The sequence below is a fragment of the Klebsiella sp. KE9456 genome (assembly GCF_043832615.1).
Classification (GTDB): Bacteria; Pseudomonadota; Gammaproteobacteria; order Enterobacterales; family Enterobacteriaceae; genus Klebsiella; species Klebsiella indica.
In genome coordinates, this window is record NZ_JBDYQK010000017.1 from 112,814 (window position 1) to 131,141 (window position 18,328).

Consider the following 18,328-nt stretch of genomic DNA (forward strand, 5'->3'; position numbering starts at 1 on the left):
CATTCAGGTAGTATCGACATGCCCATTACAAATTATTAACAAAAGTTGCTCACACCGATTCGCATCGCAGGAAGGCGACAAGGACGCGACATCTTCGGTTAGCGGAACATTCCGATAGCGGGAGGGGCGGATAAAGCCAACGCCCGGCTGGCGTGAAGAGGGAAGAGCAGAACCAGAAGCGCTCGAAGGAGAGGTTAATGGAAAGCAAAGTAGTAGTTCCGGCGGAAGGTCAAAAAATCACCCTACAAAATGGCAAGCTGAACGTTCCTGACAATCCGATTATCCCGTTCATTGAAGGCGACGGAATCGGTGTTGACGTCACGCCGGCAATGCTGAAAGTGGTTGATGCTGCCGTTGCGAAAGCCTATAAAGGCGAGCGTAAAATTTCCTGGATGGAAGTTTACACCGGCGAAAAATCGACCCAGATTTATGGCCAGGACGTCTGGCTGCCCGCCGAAACGCTTGATCTGATTCGTGAATATCGTGTTGCTATTAAAGGCCCTCTGACGACGCCGGTCGGCGGCGGCATTCGTTCCCTGAACGTTGCCCTGCGTCAGGAGCTGGATCTCTACGTTTGTCTGCGTCCGGTACGCTACTATCAGGGAACGCCGAGCCCGGTTAAACACCCCGAACTGACCGATATGGTTATCTTCCGCGAAAACTCGGAAGACATCTATGCCGGTATTGAGTGGAAAGCGGATTCTGCTGAAGCCGATAAAGTGATTAAATTCCTGCGTGATGAAATGGGCGTGAAGAAAATTCGCTTCCCGGAACATTGCGGTATCGGTATCAAGCCATGCTCTGAAGAAGGTACCAAACGTCTGGTTCGCGCCGCTATCGAATACGCGATCACCAACGATCGCGATTCGCTGACGCTGGTGCACAAAGGCAACATCATGAAGTTTACCGAAGGTGCGTTCAAAGACTGGGGCTACCAGCTGGCACGCGAAGAGTTCGGGGGTGAACCGATCGACGGCGGCCCGTGGCTGAAGATTAAAAACCCGAACACCGGGAAAGAGATTGTGGTGAAAGATGTTATCGCCGATGCCTTCCTGCAGCAAATCCTGCTGCGCCCGGCTGAGTATGATGTTATCGCCTGTATGAACCTTAACGGTGACTACATCTCTGATGCCCTGGCGGCACAGGTCGGCGGTATTGGTATCGCCCCGGGCGCGAATATCGGTGACGAGTGCGCACTGTTCGAAGCAACCCACGGTACGGCACCGAAATATGCCGGTCAGGATAAAGTGAACCCAGGCTCTATCATCCTGTCCGCTGAAATGATGCTGCGCCACCTGCAGTGGTTCGAAGCCGCAGACTTAATCGTTAAAGGCACTGAAGGCGCGATTGCCGCCAAGACCGTGACCTATGACTTTGAACGTCTGATGGAAGGCGCTAAACTGCTGAAATGTAGCGAGTTTGGCGACGCGATTATCGCGAACATGTAATCCAAATCTTTGCTTGAAAAACAACGGGAACTTAATAGTTCCCGTTGTTTTTATTTTTATTGGAAGAGTTATCAAAATTTTATCAAAATAAATTATCAAAACCCCCATCCCTAAAAGTTCTAAATGGCGACAGTGGTCCAGTCCTTTCCACGATCATCATGGTAGCGATCTGTCTGCTGTTGAGATTTATGTCCTGGCAGTTCCTTTGGCGGTCAACACCCTGAAACGTATTGCACGCGGCATTCAGCGTTTCGTTATCGAAAGCGCATCGCCGTTTATCGTGAAGTGCAATCACACCACGACAAAAGGGAAATATGACTGTTTCCGGGGACAGTCGCTGGATGAACCGCTGCAGACGATTACGAAAACCCATGGCTACGCAATCGCGGTACCTCACCTGACAAAATTCCGTACCGGTGCAACCGGGCAGGAAGTCACCGAACCAGTACCGACTGTAACCGCTGGCACGTCGGCGCTCCCGGGCGGGAATGGTCATGCCCTCGGCATCGTTGACGCCGTTTATTGTTGGGGCCGGTGAGCCAAAGTATTCGGCGAAGCCCCGCAGTATGGAAAGCCCGATGCACACCCTGTGCAATACGAATCATGCGTGCGTTATTGCGCCAGTTATCGCCCGGCAGTTTGGTGCCAGTGTAGGCCACTGCGCCGACGAGCCCAGCGCAACAATCACCGCGGGCGGCGGCGGTAAATCGCAACTGGTATCTGCATTCCTGGCGAAACATTATGGCGGGAACTATACCGGGGCGGGCGTAGGGCTGGATGAGCCAGCTCATTCAGTAACGACTGTAGACCATCACGCGGTGGTAGCTGCGCATCTTATGGTGAACAATACCGGCCATCCCGGCGGTTCCGTGGATTCCCCTGCGCATACAGTTACGACAGGAAATCACCATGCTGTGGTTGCTTCTCATCTGGTCAAATTGCGCGGTACCTGCCGCGACGGCCAGCGCACTGACGAGCCGATGCCGACAATTACGGCTGGTGGCCAGCATGTCGGTGAGGTTAAAACGACATTGGCGGTCGAGGACTACGACGAAGAGCGAGCGCAGCAGGTGCTGGCGTTCCTGCAAGAATACTGCGGAGAGGAATGCACCGGGCTGGTGGAAATTGGCGGAGTGACTTACCGCATCGTTGATATCGGCATGCGCATGCTTCAGCCGCATGAGCTATACCGCGCGCAGGGATTCCCCGAGTGGTACATCATCGACCAGGACTACCGCGGCGTGAAGTACGCCAAAGATAAGCAGGTCGCGCGCTGCGGAAACGCCGTCCCTCCGCCGTTCGCGGAAGCACTTGTACGCGCAAATTTGCCGGAAATATGCCAGTCGAAAGATTTGGCTGCTTAACCTATAATCCCCCTCAGTAATTGTGGGGGAACAATGAAAAATATTAAATTGATGATGGGCATTACGATCATAGGAATGCTGTCAGGGTGTGCGGCAGTCCAATATAACGATGGTGAAAAGGTCAGTATTCAGTCCGATGCCTGGTATGGGCTGGATAGCTTACATGGCACAGCTGTTAAGGCATGTCAGCAGTATGGCAAGTCGAAAGCTGTGTATGTGCATAGCGCAAATATGAATCCGAACTTACCGAAAGGTAGTGGTGTGCAAAATACTATCTGGAAATGCGAACCCTAATCATGTCCAAATATGGTATTGCGGATAAATTGAAATAGATCTCGGCCTAATAATATTTGTTTACGCCGATGTGCTCTCCATAACATCAGAGAACACGTATCATTGAGTGTCAGGAGGACTTATGAGTGTTGGAAAGGCAGAACCAAAAAATCCGAATGCGGCCGATTACAAAATTTATGCTCGTCTTGACGCTGGAGAATCGCTGGAGAGCATCATCGCTAACCCACCGACAACGAAGTATGGAAGGCTTACTTGCGAGAACAATATTAGGCAAGAATATGGTTTCTGGAAGCGGTGGCGAAAGATGCATCCACGTCCGTAAACTAACCCAATGTGGCTGTTTTTAGTCCAAAATATTTTGATGCCAAATTTATAGAATGAGAAAAATAATCTATTCAGAGCTCCCGTTCAGGCGGCTATACGAAGGTGTGGCCGCTCCGATAAAATTTACGGAGTTCTGTTATGAAATCACAAAAGCGCGCTCTGCGCCGACATCATGCTGCAAGACTTAAATCAAAACGCAGACATTACCGCAATGCGTATTCTGGTGGGCCAGTTGCATTTGGTAAGGTCTACCATACACCATGTCCGTGCTCCTGCTGGATGTGTGGTCATCAGCGCAGGTACCACGGTATGGGAAGACAAGAGATTAAAGCCCGGGCGCGATGCTCTTAATGATTAAACCCGCTTCAGCAGTCTGAGGCCCCCTTCCAGGGGGCCCCATTTAAAGCCACCTCTTCAATAGGTGGATTTTTACTGATGTCACCTCTGTATTTTTTTGTCAGCCGCCGGAGACGACAGCAACATAATCCTGCCAGTGCACAAACATGGTCAGTCCATTTTTATGCCTCATATGACACCATCAGGTCTCTTTTAACGATCGGCGTTTACCCACCGACGCTCAGTATTAAGGGATAAGGTAGTCGAGAGATGGCGAACTATTTTTTTTCTATTCCGAAAGTCTATTTTGGCGAAGATGCTATTAAGGCATTACGTCAGTTAGATCATAAACGGGTTGGGATTGTCACTGACAGCTTTATGGCGACTTCGGGTAAAACCCGCTATCTGATTAATGAGATGCCGCAGGCTTCCGTGTCTATTTTCAGCGACGTGAAACCCGATCCCAGCGTTGAAATCCTGCAAGCGGGGGCCGCCCAATTTAAAACATTTAAGCCGGATGTCATTATTGCGCTGGGCGGCGGTTCTTCACTTGATGCCGCAAAAGGGATTAAAGCCACGCTGGAAGAGTATTTCCCGGACCATGCGATTGCGCTTATTGCTATTCCCACCACCAGCGGTTCCGGTTCGGAAGTCACCTCCTACGCAATTATTTCCGATCCACAGAATGGGCGAAAATATCCGCTGATTGCCGACGAACTGGTGCCCGATTATGCCATCCTTGACCCGCATCTGGTGCTGTCTGTTCCCCGGCAAGTGGCGGTCGATACGGGCATGGATGTGCTGACGCATGCCATTGAAGCGTTGGTCTCCTCTGGCGCAAATGACTTCAGCGACGCGCTGGCGGAAAAAGCGATTGCCCTGACATGGCAATACCTTCCCGTGGTTTTCCGCAATGAACAAGATATTCAGGCACGCACCCATATGCACAACGCGTCCTGCATGGCCGGCATGGCGTTTAATTCCGCAGGCCTGGGGCTGGTGCACGGCATGGCGCATGCCATTGGCGGCATGCTGCATATACCGCATGGCAAGATCAACGCCATGTTGCTGCCTGTCGTTATTGCCTGGAACGCCAGTCATGCCGAACAAGCGATTCCGCGTTATTTAAAATGCGCCAGCATCATGGGTATTCAGGCTGCCACGGCGGAACAAACCCTCCGGGCACTGATCAACAGCATTCACGAGATTAATCGCTATTTCGGGATTCCTGCCACATTGCGGGAGCTGGGTAAAGATCTGACGGATTTCGAATCTTTACGTCAGCCGCTGATTAATGCGGCGTTAGCCGATGGATGTACCGCGTCAAATCCCTGCCAGCCAGGGGCCGCAGATGTGGACCAGCTACTGACGCAAATTGTCGGGTAAATCTGGATAAGTTTGTCCTGTGAATACCGGACAGTCAAAAAAGTCCTGCGTGACGGCAAAAAGCACAATTCAGGACTGAATATTCTGAAGATCGTTTTATTCCTCTTTTTCAGGTCGTTGACATGATGAATGATAACCAGCTGCAAGCCGAATTGATTACCCGGCAGATCCTTCGGGAACTGGCGGCCCGCGGCGCGATAGCAAGCAATGAAACAGGTACGCCGCGGACGCTGGAAATCCCGGTCGGCATTTCCAATCGCCATGTGCATTTGAGCCGGGAAGACATGGACGCGCTGTTTGGCTACGGCTCAACGCTCACCCGCATGAAAGCGGTAAAACAGCCCGGACAATACGCCGCCGAAGAGACGGTCACGCTGCGCGGCCCGAAAGGCGAATTAAGCAAGGTACGCGTACTTGGCCCACTGCGCAGCGCCACCCAGATTGAAATCTCCGTATCCGATAGCTTTGCCCTCGGCGTGAAAGCCCCCGTCAGGATGTCAGGCGATTTGCAGGACTCTCCGGGCATTGAAATCATCGGCCCGCGGGGATGCGTGAGCAAACCGAGCGGGGCGATTGTTGCCTGGCGGCATATTCATATTTCGCCAGCCGAGGCGGAGCAGTATGGGCTGCGCGACGGTATGGAAATCGATGTCCACATTGAAGGTCACCGGGGCGGCATTCTCAGCCATGTGGTGGTGCGTGTAAGCGCCGATGCCGTGCTGGAAATGCATATCGACGTGGAAGAAGCCAATGGCTTCGGCTTACGTAACGGCGACTGCGTAAAACGTGTACTGACGGAATGCCGTTATGGCTAAGAACCCCGAAACCCGGCGCTTACACGAACTGGCGGAATTGGTCAGCCGTGGCGAATGTCGTCGCGGTGAGGGGGGGCTGAAAGTGGGTGTCGATCCCGGTACGGCCAATATCGCGATAATCGTTGTAGATGAAAACGATCGTCCAGTTGCTGGCATCAGTCATCCCTCGCGGGCGATCAAAGATGGAGTGGTGGTGGATTTTCTGACCGCCAGTCGGGTGGTTAGCGGGCTGAAAGCGACGCTGGAGGAACGGCTCGGCAGGCCGCTAACCCATGCGGCAACCGCAATCCCGCCGGGCATCATTCCCGGCAATACCAAAGTGATCGTCAATATGGTGGAAGCGGCCGGTTTCGAGGTGACGGACGTGGTGGATGAACCGGTTGCGGCGGCGCGGGCGCTTAACATCCGCGACGGCGCGGTTGTCGATGTCGGTGGCGGCACCACCGGGATCAGTATTCTGCGCAATGGCGAAGTTATCTTTAGCGCCGACGAGCCTACCGGCGGTAATCATATGACGCTGGTACTTTCCGGCGCGCTGGGCATCACTTTCGCTGAAGCGGAAGAGATGAAGAAATCACCTGAAAATGAAGAGCAGGTCTTCGCGCTGGTGCGTCCCGTAGCGGAAAAAATGGCCCATCTGGTGGCGACCTGGCTGGTGGAATATCCGGTTGAAACGCTCTATCTGGTCGGGGGCGCAAGCAGTTTTCCGCAGTTTGCCGATGTTTTTCGCAAATCTACCGGCAAACGGGTTGTTCAGGCCACGCAGCCGCTTTTGGTCACCCCGCTTGGCATTGCGATGCTGAGCCGCTGAGAAGGAAAACTATGGACTCGCAACGACTCTCTCGCCTGCTGGATACCATTATTGATGACATCCTGATGCAGCGGAAACAACGCCTGCAATCGCGAAACCGAGTGATGCGCGTGGTGATCAGCGGGGAAGATCTCACCACACTGCCCACGACGCTGGCGTGCCTCGCGGCGCTGGATCGTAGCGGTTATTTACTGGTTATGACATTCTCCTGGAGCGCCAGACACTCGTCGTTGCAATCCTCCTGCCTGGACGCGCTGGCCCGGCGCGGTATTGATGTCGTGTGCGATAACCGGGACCCGCAACCAGCAGAGACCCCCGCCACCGGCGTCTATTTTCCGGCCCTCTCCAGTAATAGTTTAAGCAAAATCGCCCTCGGTATTCGGGATAACCTGGTCTGTCGCTGGGCCTGGCATGCGCTCAGCGTGAATCAATCCGTCATCGTAACGCTTAATGGCGAATGCCGCGATGAGACGCTGCCGCAAGCGTTCCGCGCGCGTCTGGCGAACTATGCCAGCACGCTGGTGGAATATGGTTTCACCGTCATGGGCCATCAACACACCCACGGGAAACACAGGTCACCTACGCGTCATCACCCGCGGCTGGTAACCCTTAGCGATGTGCGTCAGTACCCAAAGGGCCAGACGCTGTATATCGGTAACCATACGCTAATCACTCCCGCTGCCCGCGATGAAATCCGGGATCGCGGTCTCGTCGTTGTTCAGAACCACCAGGAGGATACATGTATCTGGCAAAGGTAACCGGCGCGTTAGTTTCAACCACCAAACACGCTTCGCTCAATGGCGCGAAATTGCTGATTGTCGCCCGTCTGGATGAGCACTATCAGCCCACGGGCAAGGCACAGGTGGCCGTGGATTTTGTCGGCGCAGGGAATGGGGAAACGGTGATTGTGACCACGGGCAGTTCTGCCCGCATGAGTACCAGCAAAGAGCACTCCGTTATTGATGCCGCGGTCGTCGGTATCGTCGATTCGCTCGACCTGAATGGTCAGTGAGAGTCCTGAGAGGAAAAGCCATGCGCATTGAGCAAAACCGCGACCTGGAACAGCGCATTAATGAGGCGATTTCACGTCAATTGCCGGTTCGGCGCATGTCGCTGAGCCTCGCTGACGCCAGGCGACTGGCGCAATATGCCAGCGATGCCGCCGACGCCACCGATGTTCCCATTGTTTTCAGTCTGGTGGATGCCTGCGGTCAGCAACGCTACTTCTTTAGCATGGACAACGCGCTGCTTGTCAGCCACCGGCTGGCCGGGCAAAAGGCCTGGACAGCAGTGGCGCTAAAAATACCGACGCATCAGCTTGCGGGCGAAGTACAACCCGGTGCCAGCCTGTATGGTTTGCAAAATGAACCCGGCATCTGCTGTTTTGGCGGCGGATTGCCCTGCTGGTCAGACGGTGTGCTGCTTGGGGCGATCGGCATCAGCGGCGGCAGCGTTGAGGAAGATATTGCGATTGCCAGCGAGACGCTCGCGCGTTTCAGCCGTGAACGGTTTCCACTCACGCCTTTCAATAGATAGTTTTTGAAAAGACAAATACGGACAGAGGTTATCATGTCGCTAGCATCATTGGTTCTGGTTATTAACTGTGGATCATCGTCACTAAAATTTTCGCTTATCCCACTGGATGAGGAGACGCCATTACTCTCTGGTCTGGCTGAAAAGCTTGGACTGACAGACGCCTGCATCACATTCAAAGATGCGGCAGGGGGGAAAACCACGGCGCGACTTGCTGAATCCACCCATAACAGTGCGTTAAAAACGCTTTTCTCCCGGCTCGATAATATGGGGATGCTTGAACGCGTATGCGCCATCGGTCATCGCGTGGCGCATGGCGGCAGAGATTTCAAACAATCTGTTCTGCTTACACCGTCGGTGATTGCGCGGATTCGTGAGCTTTCGGCCTTGGCGCCGTTGCATAACCCGGCTAATCTGATTGGCATTGAGGCAACCCTGTCGTTGTTACCGCAGTTGCCCCAGGTGGCCGTCTTTGACACGGCATTCCACCAGACCCTGCCGCCAGAAGCCTATACCTACGCCATTCCGCTTGAGTATCAACAGCAACATCAGGTCCGACGATATGGTTTTCATGGTACATCGCATCGCTTTATCGCGGCGGAAGCCGTGGCGCGATTAAATCTTGATCCCGACGATCATGGCATTCTTATCGCGCATCTTGGCAACGGTTCGTCGGTATGCGCGGTGAAAAACGGGAAAAGCGTGGATACCTCAATGGGAATGACGCCCCTTGAAGGTCTGGTGATGGGAACGCGCTGCGGCGACCTGGATTTGGGCGCGGCAGCCTATATCGCCCGTTGTACAGGGCAGACCATCGAATCACTGTACAAAATGGCGAATAACGACTCAGGTTTATTGGGGTTGTCCGGTCTTTCCAGCGATTGCCGTACGTTGCAGGACGCACGCAGCAAAGGCGATCCCCGCGCAACGCTGGCTATTGATGTCATGGTTCACCGTCTTGCCCGCCATCTTGGCTCGCACCTCGCCTCGTTGCACCGCTTTGATGCGCTTATTTTTACCGGCGGTATTGGCGAGAACTCTGCGCTGGTGCGTGAACTGACGGCCCGGCGGCTGGCTATCTTTGGTATACGTCTGGATACGGCGAAAAATGCGCAGATTGTTGCTGGCCGTGAGGGCGTTATTTCACTCCCCGGTTCTCCCGTTGTGGCAGTGATCCCCACCAATGAAGAAAAAATGATCGCACAGGATGCCGCCGGGCTTTCAGCTTCATTTGAGGGCGCGGCCTGAGTCGCCATTATTGCGGATGGGGAGGATTTTATTGTCCAGTGGAATAGTGAATAGCAAGAAAGTCTATCTGGCGAACAAAACATTTTGTCTTTAGTGCAATAACATCATAGTGCATGAATTTATTAGGTATATGAATTTCCCTTCAGCGTTAATTCATTACTGACTTTACACTTACCTGGAAATATTGAGGTCGTTATGCAACAAGAAGCATTAGGTATGGTTGAAACAAAAGGTCTGGTATCGGCAATTGAAGCCGCAGATACCATGGTTAAATCTGCTAACGTAACGCTGGTTGGTTACGAAAAAATCGGTTCCGGGTTAGTTACTGTTATGGTCCGCGGCGACGTCGGGGCAGTAAAAGCGGCGACTGATGCGGGCTCCGCGGCGGCAGGGAAAGTGGGTGAACTGGTATCCGTACATGTTATTCCGCGCCCGCATATTGAAGTGGAAAAAATCCTGCCGAAAGCTGTCAGTTAATAAAGCCAGAGGATACTGACTATGAGAGATAATCTTGTTGAACAGATTATATCTGAAGTAATGAATAAGCAGACTGACGCCCAGACAAATAACAAAACAGCAGCCAGCTTTACCGGTTGTAGTTTAACGGAATTTGTCGGTACAGCGTTAGGGCATACCATCGGGCTGGTTATTGCTAATGTTGATCATCAACTACATGAAGCCATGAATATCGACAAGAAATATCGCTCAATTGGTATTCTTGGCGCACGCACTGGTGCCGGTCCGCATATTTTTGCTGCGGATGAGGCAATTAAAGCCACCAACAGCGAAATTCTTTCTATTGAGCTGGCGCGTGATACAGAAGGCGGCGGCGGTCATGGTTGCTTAATTATCTTCGGTGCATCTGATGTGTCCGATGTTCGTCGTGCGGTTGAAGTCGCTCTGGCGGAAATTGAACGCACAATGGGTGATGTCTATGGTACGCCGGCCGGCCACCTTGAGTTCCAGTATACCGCTCGCGCCAGCTATGCCCTTAACAAGGCTTTCGGCGCACCGATCGGTAAATCCTTTGGCATGACCTGCGCTTCCCCTGCGGCGATTGGTGTGGTGGTTGCCGATGCGGCGGCGAAAGCCGCGGTGATTGAACCTGTGGGTTATGCGAGCCCGGCGAAAGGCACCAGCTTTAGTAATGAAGTGATTTTCACTTTTGCCGGTGACTCGGGTGCCGTTCGTCAGGCGGTTATTGCAGCAAGAGATGTTGGAATGCAACTGCTGTCCACCCTGGATCCGGCGCCAATCAAATCGACAACAACACCGTACATTTGATGGCGGGCGGCAACGTGTGTGAAGTGAAGTAAGGAAAGTAGAGCATGAACGATCTTGAAATTACTCAGGCCGTTTCCCGCGTACTGAGTAAGTACACAAAAACAACGCCGGAAACTCAGGCCTCCGGCACGCCTGCTACAGCGCCCGTCGCCGATAGCGCCAGTATTGAAGCGATTGTCGCCAGCGTACTGGCGAACCGTTTGGCAACGGCGCCTGCTGCGGAGAATACCTCTGGCGACGGCGCTTTCGCGACAATGGATGAGGCGATTAGCGCCGCGCAGCACGCACAGATCCAATATCGTCACTGCTCCATGCAGGATCGTGCCAGTTTTGTTGATGGAATTCGCACGCTTTTTCTGCAGGATGATGTGTTGCAGGCGATTTCCAGAATGGCGGTAGAAGAAACCGGAATGGGCAATTATGCTGACAAACTGGTGAAAAACCGCGTTGCCGCGCAAAAAACCCCTGGCATTGAAGATCTGTCAACCGGTGCGCTCAGTGGTGACGGCGGTCTGACGCTGACCGAACACTCAGCCTACGGTGTTATTGGTTCCATTACGCCGACTACCAACCCGACGGAGACCATTATTAATAACGCCATCGGCATGCTGGCGGCGGGTAATACGGTGGTCTTTAGTCCTCATCCGCGTTCACGTAACGTTTCACTGCATTGCGTCGCCCTGATCAACCAGCAGCTGGCACGGCTTGGCGCGCCCGCCAATCTGGTTGTGACGGTAACGCAGCCCTCGATTGATAACACTAACGCCTTAATCAACGATCCCCGGGTCAATATGCTGGTGGCAACCGGTGGTCCGGGCATTGTCAAAACGGTTATGTCGTCAGGTAAAAAGGCGATTGGCGCTGGCGCTGGCAACCCACCTGCGGTGGTGGATGAAACCGCCAATATCGAGAAGGCCGCCCGGGATATCATCAATGGCTGCAGTTTTGATAATAACCTGCCTTGCGTGGCTGAAAAGGAGGTCATCGTTGTCAACGAGGTGGCGGATTATCTTATCCATTGCATGAAGAAAAGCGGGGCCTGGCTGCTGTGCGATAAGCAGCTTATTCAGCAGCTGCAGTCGCGGGTGTTGAATGAAAAAGGCACCGGGCCGAATACGGCGTTCGTGGGTAAAGATGCCCGCTATATTCTGCAGCAGATAGGTATTAGCGTACCGGAAGAGATCAAAGTGATTCTGATCGAAACCGAGCGTGATCATCCTTTCGTCGTACATGAACTGATGATGCCGATTCTGCCGGTCGTGCGGGTCGAAAATGTCGATGAAGCGATCGATCTGGCGGTGAAAGTGGAACACGGTAACCGCCATACGGCCATGATGCACTCCACCAATGTGGAGAAGCTCACCAAAATGGCGCGTCTGATCCAGACCACTATTTTCGTGAAAAACGGCCCGTCATACGCAGGTATTGGTGTGGGCGGCGAAGGTCATGCCACATTTACCATCGCCGGGCCGACCGGGGAAGGGCTGACCTCTGCGCGCACCTTCAGCAGAAACCGCCGGTGTGTGATGGTCGAAGCGCTGAATATTCGCTGATATAAGCAGGACGGGTAACGCTGAGATGAAAAAACGGATTATCAACGCGCCGACGCCAGAAACGCTGGCCATGCTGAAACGACGAATGCCATCTGAGTCACGCAGTCGTCTGGAAAGGGTTCGTATTGACGCGGTCGGGTTGATTATGTTGCCAATACCGGATTTGTACTTTTATGCCGATCAGGCCAGTAAAAGCGCACATGTTGCGGTATCGGAAATCTTTGGCAGTTGCCCGCAACATATCACAACGCTGGCCATATTCGGCGAAGTCGCCGCAGTGAATGAAGCCATGCGCGTTATTGAAGATGATGACAATACATTCTGAGAGTTCGCTTATGAAAAGAATTTTGATGCTCGCAGGCGATTTCTCTGAAGACTATGAAGTCATGGTGCCATGGCAGGCATTAAGCATGTTAGGTTTCAGAGTGGATGTTGTTTGCCCAGGGAAACGCGTGGGAGAATATATTAAGACCGCAATTCATGATTTTGAAGGCGATCAAACCTATACCGAAAAACCCGGGCATTTATTTCGCTTAACTGCCTCCTTTGATGAAATCAGGATGCAAGAATACGGCGGCGTATACATTGTTGGCGGTCGTGCGCCAGAATATTTACGCCTCAATAAATCGGTACTGAATATTATTCATTATGCGAATAATTTTTCACTGCCCATTGCGGCAATCTGTCACGGTCCGCAAATTCTGGTGGCCGCCGGTATTTTGAAAGGAAAAAAATTAACGGGATATTTCACCCTGAAACCAGAGATTGAAATGGCCGGGGGGAGCTGGGTTACTGCAGCTGATGATGAAGCTGTTCAGGACGGAAAGCTGGTGACGGCCACAACCTGGAAGGCGCACCCGGCAATATTACGTTATTTCATTAGTTTAATAGGTGCCAACATTATTCACTAGTGTATTCAGCTCTGCCGTCAGATTAAACAATTCAGGTGTGGTTGATCAATCACGCTAATATCATTTCGGGAGTTATTGTATGTTAGAGAAAGGCTTTACTCATCCGACCGATCGTGTTGTAAGACTCAAAAATATGATTCTGCATGCTAAACCCTATGTGGAATCTGAGCGTGCAGTGCTGGCCACTGAGGCGTATAAAGAAAATGAACATCTTCCTGCAATTATGCGTCGCGCAAAAGTCGTTGAAAAGATATTCAATGAATTACCCGTCACCATTCGTCCGGACGAATTAATTGTCGGTGCGGTCACCATTAATCCGCGTTCCACGGAGATCTGCCCTGAATTCTCCTACGACTGGGTTGAGAAAGAGTTCGACACCATGGAGCACCGCGTCGCTGACCCGTTCATTATTCCGAAGAAAACCGCGGATGAGCTGCATCAGGCATTTCAATACTGGCCGGGCAAAACCACCAGCTCGCTGGCCGCCTCTTATATGTCTGAGGAGACCAAAGAGAGTATGGCCAGCGGTGTATTCACCGTGGGGAACTATTTCTTCGGCGGTGTCGGCCATGTCAGCGTCGACTACGGTAAGGTACTGAAAATCGGTTTTCGCGGTATTATCAATGAAGTCACCCGGGCGCTGGAAAATCTTGACCGCAGCTCGCCGGACTACATTAAAAAAGAGCAGTTCTATAACGCCGTCATCGTGAGCTATCAGGCGGCGATCAATTTCGCGCATCGCTACGCCCAGGAAGCGTCCCGTCTGGCACGGGAAGAACGCGATCCTACCCGCCAGCGTGAACTGGAACAAATTGCGCAAAACTGTACCCGCGTACCGGAATATGGCGCGACCACCTTCTGGGAAGCCTGTCAGACATTCTGGTTTATTCAGAGCATGCTGCAGATTGAGTCCAGTGGTCACTCGATTTCTCCGGGGCGTTTTGACCAGTATATGTACCCCTATCTGGCCGCGGACAAATCGATCAGCAATGAATTTGCTCAGGAACTGGTGGACTGCTGCTGGATCAAACTTAACGATATCAACAAAACCCGCGACGAAGTCTCTGCTCAGGCCTTCGCCGGTTATGCCGTATTCCAGAACTTGTGCGTAGGTGGCCAAACGGAAGATGGTCGCGATGCGACCAACCCGTTAACCTACATGTGCATGGAAGCCACCGCCCATGTGCGTTTGCCGCAACCCTCTTTCTCTATCCGCGTCTGGCAGGGCACCCCGGACGAGTTCCTCTATCGCGCCTGTGAACTGGTGCGTCTGGGCCTTGGCGTACCCGCCATGTATAACGATGAGGTGATTATTCCGGCGTTGCAAAACCGCGGCGTCTCCCTGCATGATGCGCGTGACTATTGCATCATCGGTTGCGTGGAACCGCAGGCGCCGCATCGTACGGAAGGCTGGCACGATGCGGCTTTCTTCAACGTGGCTAAAGTCCTGGAAATCACCCTCAACAACGGGCGGGCCGGTAACAAACAGCTCGGTCCGGTTACCGGAGAGATGACGCAGTACACCTGCATGGACGACTTCTATACCGCTTTCAAAAAACAGATGGCGCACTTTGTTCACCAGTTAGTCGAAGCCTGTAACAGCGTTGACATCGCCCATGGAGAACGCTGCCCGCTGCCGTTCCTTTCCGCGCTGGTGGATGATTGTATTGGTCGCGGTAAATCCCTGCAGGAAGGTGGCGCAATCTATAACTTTACCGGCCCGCAGGCGTTCGGCGTCGCGGATACTGGCGACTCGGTTTATGCCATTCAGAAGCAGGTGTTTGAAGATCGCCGTATGACTCTCCAGGAGTTGAAAGGCGCGCTGGATGCTAACTTCGGTTATCCGGTTGGCGGCAACCCGCATAGCGCCGCGGAGAAATCTTCCCTGGGCGAGCAGGATATCTATGAGGTGGTCAAACGGATTATCGATCAGCACGGCTCCCTCAATCCGGCGGCGATTAAAAATGAAGTCTACCGTCAGCTCTCCGCTAACGGCGCTGGCGCCGAGTCTGCTTCAGGCAACGCGCGTTATGAAGAGATCCGCCATATTCTGGAAAACACGCCTTGTTTCGGTAACGACATCGACGACGTTGACCTTGTTGCCCGCAACTGCGCATTGATTTACTGCCAGGAAGTGGAGAAATACACCAACCCGCGCGGCGGTCGTTTCCAGGCCGGCATCTACCCGGTATCGGCTAACGTGCTGTTTGGTAAAGACGTCAGCGCGCTGCCGGATGGCCGTCTGGCGAAAGAGCCGCTGGCGGACGGCGTATCGCCGCGTCAGGGGAAAGATACCCTTGGCCCAACCGCTGCGGCCAACTCCGTGGCCAAGCTGGATCACTTTATCGCCTCAAACGGCACGCTCTATAACCAGAAGTTCCTGCCGTCGTCGCTGGCCGGCGAGAAAGGTCTGCGTAACTTTGGCGGACTGGTGCGCAACTACTTCGATAAGAAAGGGATGCACGTCCAGTTCAACGTTATCGATCGCAATACGTTAGTGGAGGCGCAGAAAAATCCGCAGCAGCATCAGGATCTTGTCGTTCGCGTTGCCGGCTATAGCGCCCAGTTCGTGGTGCTGGCCAAAGAAGTTCAGGATGACATTATCAGCCGTACCGAACAGCACTTCTGATTTTGTCTCTCCTGTCCGGGCCATGCCGGGAGGCATGGCCCGCTATCAGACCCGATTTTAGCGGCTGGCCTGTTTATTACCGCGTGGTCGCTTTTTTGATGAGTGATGTTATGAATAGAGTCGAATACGATACCGAGGGCGTTTTATTCAATATTCAACGCTATTCGCTGCACGATGGCCCAGGCATCCGGACAATCCCTTTTTTTAAAGGCTGCCCCCTGGCGTGCAAATGGTGCAGTAATCCTGAATCGCAACGTCCGCAACCTGAGCTAATTTATAAAAAGAGCGATTGTATTCAGTGCGGGAAATGTATTGCTACCTGTAAGCAAAAGGCGCTCTCTCCCGGCAACCCCTTTTTTATCGATCGCGAACGTTGTATCCAGTGCGGTGATTGTACGCGCGTTTGTCCGACCCAGGCGCTGGAGATGAAAGGTAAACGCATGACGGTGAGTGAAGTAATGCGTGAATTGCAGAAGGAAGAGAATCTGTTTCGTCGTTCCGGCGGCGGGGTAACGTTATCGGGCGGCGAGCCGCTGGCGCAGCCGGAATTCGCCCGTGAATTATTAAAGGCGTGCAAAGAAAAAGGCTGGCATACCGCAATAGAAACTACCGGGTTTGCCCGCAAAGAGGTGATCGAAGATGTCTTTCCGTGGATTGATCTGGCATTGACCGATATTAAAGCGATAAATCCAGCGGTACATAAAGCGAATACCGGAGTAGATAACAGTCAAATTCTGGAAAACCTACTGCGAATTTCATTTATCACCAACGTTATCGTCCGCATACCGGTCATTCCTGGCGTCAACGACAATCCGGAGGAGATTCGCAGCATTGCCGAATTTGCCCGCCTGATGTCCGGTGTCGATACTATTCATCTGCTGCCATATCATACGTTTGGCGAGAATAAATATAATTTGCTCGGCAGAATTTATCCAATGGGAGATGCCGCCGCGCACTCGGAAGAAAAAATGGACAGTCTTAAAAAAGTGGTTGAGTCAATGGGTTTTCACTGCCATATCGGCGGCTAAGCAGTAGCAGAAAGATGATTCTGGTTAATTTTAATTGTCCTCTCGTACCCACAATTCATTAAGCGATATACGGCGATAATATCGCTTAAGACAGGAAAATATTATGAGTGAATCAACTGAGACGTTAAAAGGGCAGTGCATTGCCGAATTCCTCGGTACCGGACTGTTTATGTTCTTCGGCACCAGCGTACTTTGCGCGACTAAAGTGGCTGGCGCCAGCTTTGGCCTTTGGGAAATATGTATCGTATGGGGGCTGGCTATATCCCTTGCCGTGTATTTGACGGCGGGGATATCCGGTGCGCATCTTAACCCGGCGGTGACTATTGCGTTATGCGTATTTGCTAACTTTGATGTAAAAAAAGTTGTGCCCTATATTCTGGCGCAGATGGTCGGCGCGTTTTGCGGCGCGGCGCTCACTTATCTGCTGTATCACAATATGTTTGCTGATTATGAACAACTCCACCATATGGTACGTGGAAGTCAGGATAGTCTGTACTTAGCCAGCATATTTTCGACTTATCCGGCGCCGAGTATTAGCGTCTGGCTGGCCGCGTTGGTAGAAATTGTGATTACCTCGATGCTCATCGGGCTAATTATGGCGTTGACTGATGATGGTAATGGTGTGCCTAAAGGCCCGCTGGCGCCATTATTGATTGGTTTACTGGTTGCGGTTATCGGCGCGGCAACGGCGCCATTGACCGGGTTTGCCATGAACCCTGCCCGTGATTTTGGCCCGAAACTTTTCACCTGGCTGAACGGCTGGGGATCGATTGCAATGACGGGAGGCCGGGAAATTCCTTATTTCCTTGTCCCTCTGATCGCCCCGGTGATTGGCGGGCTTCTCGGCGCAGCCATTTATCGCTATGGCATCGGACGTAATCTGCCCGCAGCCAGAGGGGAGGAAATCGCGAAGAATACCGCAGTCTGATCCTAATAAATTCTCTGCGGGGTAGCGGTGAACGGAACCCGTGGCGCAGGGCTTATATTTATGGGGTTTGTAGGTCAGGTAAGGCGTCAGCCGCCACCTGACAGGAATACGGGCATGACAGCTAAAACAGGCCTCTCATCCCCCCGGTGAGAACAGTGCTGGTTCCTCACATTCTGACATTCTGGTTCAGTGGGCTGTTCCGTTCACTGTGAATACGCAGATAGTTTTTCTGTCCGTTGCGTGTGAACGGCATGGGGGCGTTTCGCTCGCCCCCATGACCCCCGGCATTGCGCTGGAAACCTGCCGCTTCGCGGTCCGCTCCACTCCGGCTTCATCTGGCGGACCGGGCGCGACTCGACGGCCTTGTCTCGACACGCCCTCTGGCCGCCGTCCTGGCGGCCAGTCCTGGATGCGCGCCTGCGTTCCCGCCAGGTTT

The 18,328-nt window shown here is 52.9% G+C and carries 20 protein-coding genes and 1 pseudogene; 20 read left to right on the plus strand and 1 reads right to left on the minus strand.

Translation table 11 applies throughout. From position 1 onward, the window contains the following. Positions 1-197: 197 nt before the first annotated feature. A complete protein-coding gene (gene icd / locus ABK821_RS17695) occupies positions 198-1,448 on the plus strand; it encodes an NADP-dependent isocitrate dehydrogenase (protein ID WP_142502110.1) in 1,251 nt (416 codons plus the stop codon). 119 nt (positions 1,449-1,567) lie between these two features. Here the strand turns inward: icd and ABK821_RS17700 are convergent. Beyond that, positions 1,568-1,654: pseudogene (locus tag ABK821_RS17700) on the minus strand (hypothetical protein); the annotation flags it as partial. Between ABK821_RS17700 and ABK821_RS17705 the strand changes: the two are divergent. From ABK821_RS17705 to ABK821_RS17795, 19 genes are all read left to right on the plus strand, one after another. Then, the gene (locus tag ABK821_RS17705; protein ID WP_395034002.1) at positions 1,654-1,986 is read left to right on the plus strand and encodes a hypothetical protein; all 333 of its coding nucleotides are present in this window, start codon (positions 1,654-1,656) and stop codon (positions 1,984-1,986) included. The pseudogene ABK821_RS17700 and the gene ABK821_RS17705 overlap by 1 nt on opposite strands. Further along, positions 1,943-2,812, plus strand: coding sequence for a DNA cytosine methyltransferase (locus tag ABK821_RS17710; RefSeq protein ID WP_395034003.1), 870 nt, complete (start codon positions 1,943-1,945; stop codon positions 2,810-2,812). Before ABK821_RS17705 ends, ABK821_RS17710 begins: the two co-directional genes overlap by 44 nt. 33 nt (positions 2,813-2,845) lie before the next feature. Beyond that, the gene (locus ABK821_RS17715) at positions 2,846-3,106 is read left to right on the plus strand and encodes a hypothetical protein (protein ID WP_138361217.1); all 261 of its coding nucleotides are present in this window, start codon (positions 2,846-2,848) and stop codon (positions 3,104-3,106) included. A gap of 121 nt (positions 3,107-3,227) precedes the next feature. Beyond that, positions 3,228-3,428: a hypothetical protein gene (locus ABK821_RS17720; protein WP_138361218.1), complete on the plus strand. Its 201-nt coding sequence runs from the start codon at positions 3,228-3,230 to the stop codon at positions 3,426-3,428. Between the two features lie 608 nt (positions 3,429-4,036). Further along, positions 4,037-5,152, plus strand: coding sequence for a 1-propanol dehydrogenase PduQ (locus ABK821_RS17725; RefSeq protein WP_142502106.1), 1,116 nt, complete (start codon positions 4,037-4,039; stop codon positions 5,150-5,152). Positions 5,153-5,277: 125 nt separating this feature from the next. Continuing rightward, positions 5,278-5,967 carry a phosphate propanoyltransferase gene (gene pduL / locus ABK821_RS17730; protein WP_343178483.1) on the plus strand — a complete coding sequence of 230 codons (690 nt, stop codon included), beginning with the start codon at positions 5,278-5,280 and terminating at the stop codon, positions 5,965-5,967. Next, positions 5,960-6,778 carry an ethanolamine utilization protein EutJ gene (gene eutJ, locus ABK821_RS17735; RefSeq protein ID WP_138361221.1) on the plus strand — a complete coding sequence of 273 codons (819 nt, stop codon included), beginning with the start codon at positions 5,960-5,962 and terminating at the stop codon, positions 6,776-6,778. The genes pduL and eutJ overlap by 8 nt, the downstream gene beginning before the upstream one ends. An 11-nt stretch (positions 6,779-6,789) precedes the next feature. Continuing rightward, a complete protein-coding gene (locus ABK821_RS17740; RefSeq protein WP_138361222.1) occupies positions 6,790-7,536 on the plus strand; it encodes a hypothetical protein in 747 nt (248 codons plus the stop codon). After that, on the plus strand, positions 7,518-7,790 hold the full coding sequence (locus ABK821_RS17745; protein WP_138361223.1) for a EutN/CcmL family microcompartment protein: 273 nt from the start codon (positions 7,518-7,520) through the stop codon (positions 7,788-7,790). Before ABK821_RS17740 ends, ABK821_RS17745 begins: the two co-directional genes overlap by 19 nt. A gap of 20 nt (positions 7,791-7,810) precedes the next feature. Next, positions 7,811-8,314, plus strand: coding sequence for a heme-binding protein (locus tag ABK821_RS17750; protein ID WP_343178481.1), 504 nt, complete (start codon positions 7,811-7,813; stop codon positions 8,312-8,314). A gap of 33 nt (positions 8,315-8,347) precedes the next feature. Further along, positions 8,348-9,559, plus strand: a complete 1,212-nt coding sequence (gene tdcD, locus ABK821_RS17755) for a propionate kinase (protein WP_343178482.1) — start codon at positions 8,348-8,350, stop codon at positions 9,557-9,559. Positions 9,560-9,754: 195 nt separating this feature from the next. Further along, complete coding sequence (gene grpH, locus ABK821_RS17760) at positions 9,755-10,036, plus strand: propanediol utilization system shell hexameric protein GrpH (protein WP_004863596.1); 282 nt, start codon at positions 9,755-9,757, stop codon at positions 10,034-10,036. 21 nt (positions 10,037-10,057) lie between these two features. After that, positions 10,058-10,843: a propanediol utilization microcompartment protein PduB gene (gene pduB / locus ABK821_RS17765; protein ID WP_138361226.1), complete on the plus strand. Its 786-nt coding sequence runs from the start codon at positions 10,058-10,060 to the stop codon at positions 10,841-10,843. Between the two features lie 44 nt (positions 10,844-10,887). Then, positions 10,888-12,396 carry an aldehyde dehydrogenase family protein gene (locus ABK821_RS17770; RefSeq protein WP_142502103.1) on the plus strand — a complete coding sequence of 503 codons (1,509 nt, stop codon included), beginning with the start codon at positions 10,888-10,890 and terminating at the stop codon, positions 12,394-12,396. Positions 12,397-12,421: 25 nt separating this feature from the next. Further along, positions 12,422-12,721, plus strand: coding sequence for a BMC domain-containing protein (locus tag ABK821_RS17775; protein ID WP_138361228.1), 300 nt, complete (start codon positions 12,422-12,424; stop codon positions 12,719-12,721). Positions 12,722-12,731: 10 nt separating this feature from the next. Further along, complete coding sequence (locus ABK821_RS17780; RefSeq protein ID WP_138361229.1) at positions 12,732-13,307, plus strand: DJ-1/PfpI family protein; 576 nt, start codon at positions 12,732-12,734, stop codon at positions 13,305-13,307. 79 nt (positions 13,308-13,386) lie between these two features. Next, the gene (gene grpM / locus ABK821_RS17785) at positions 13,387-15,936 is read left to right on the plus strand and encodes a glycyl radical diol dehydratase GrpM (protein ID WP_138361230.1); all 2,550 of its coding nucleotides are present in this window, start codon (positions 13,387-13,389) and stop codon (positions 15,934-15,936) included. Positions 15,937-16,046: 110 nt separating this feature from the next. After that, positions 16,047-16,964 (plus strand): glycyl-radical enzyme activating protein, encoded by a 918-nt coding sequence (locus tag ABK821_RS17790; RefSeq protein WP_138361231.1) that lies wholly within the window; start codon positions 16,047-16,049, stop codon positions 16,962-16,964. 103 nt (positions 16,965-17,067) lie between these two features. After that, on the plus strand, positions 17,068-17,892 hold the full coding sequence (locus ABK821_RS17795; protein WP_138361232.1) for an MIP/aquaporin family protein: 825 nt from the start codon (positions 17,068-17,070) through the stop codon (positions 17,890-17,892). Positions 17,893-18,328: the final 436 nt, after the last annotated feature.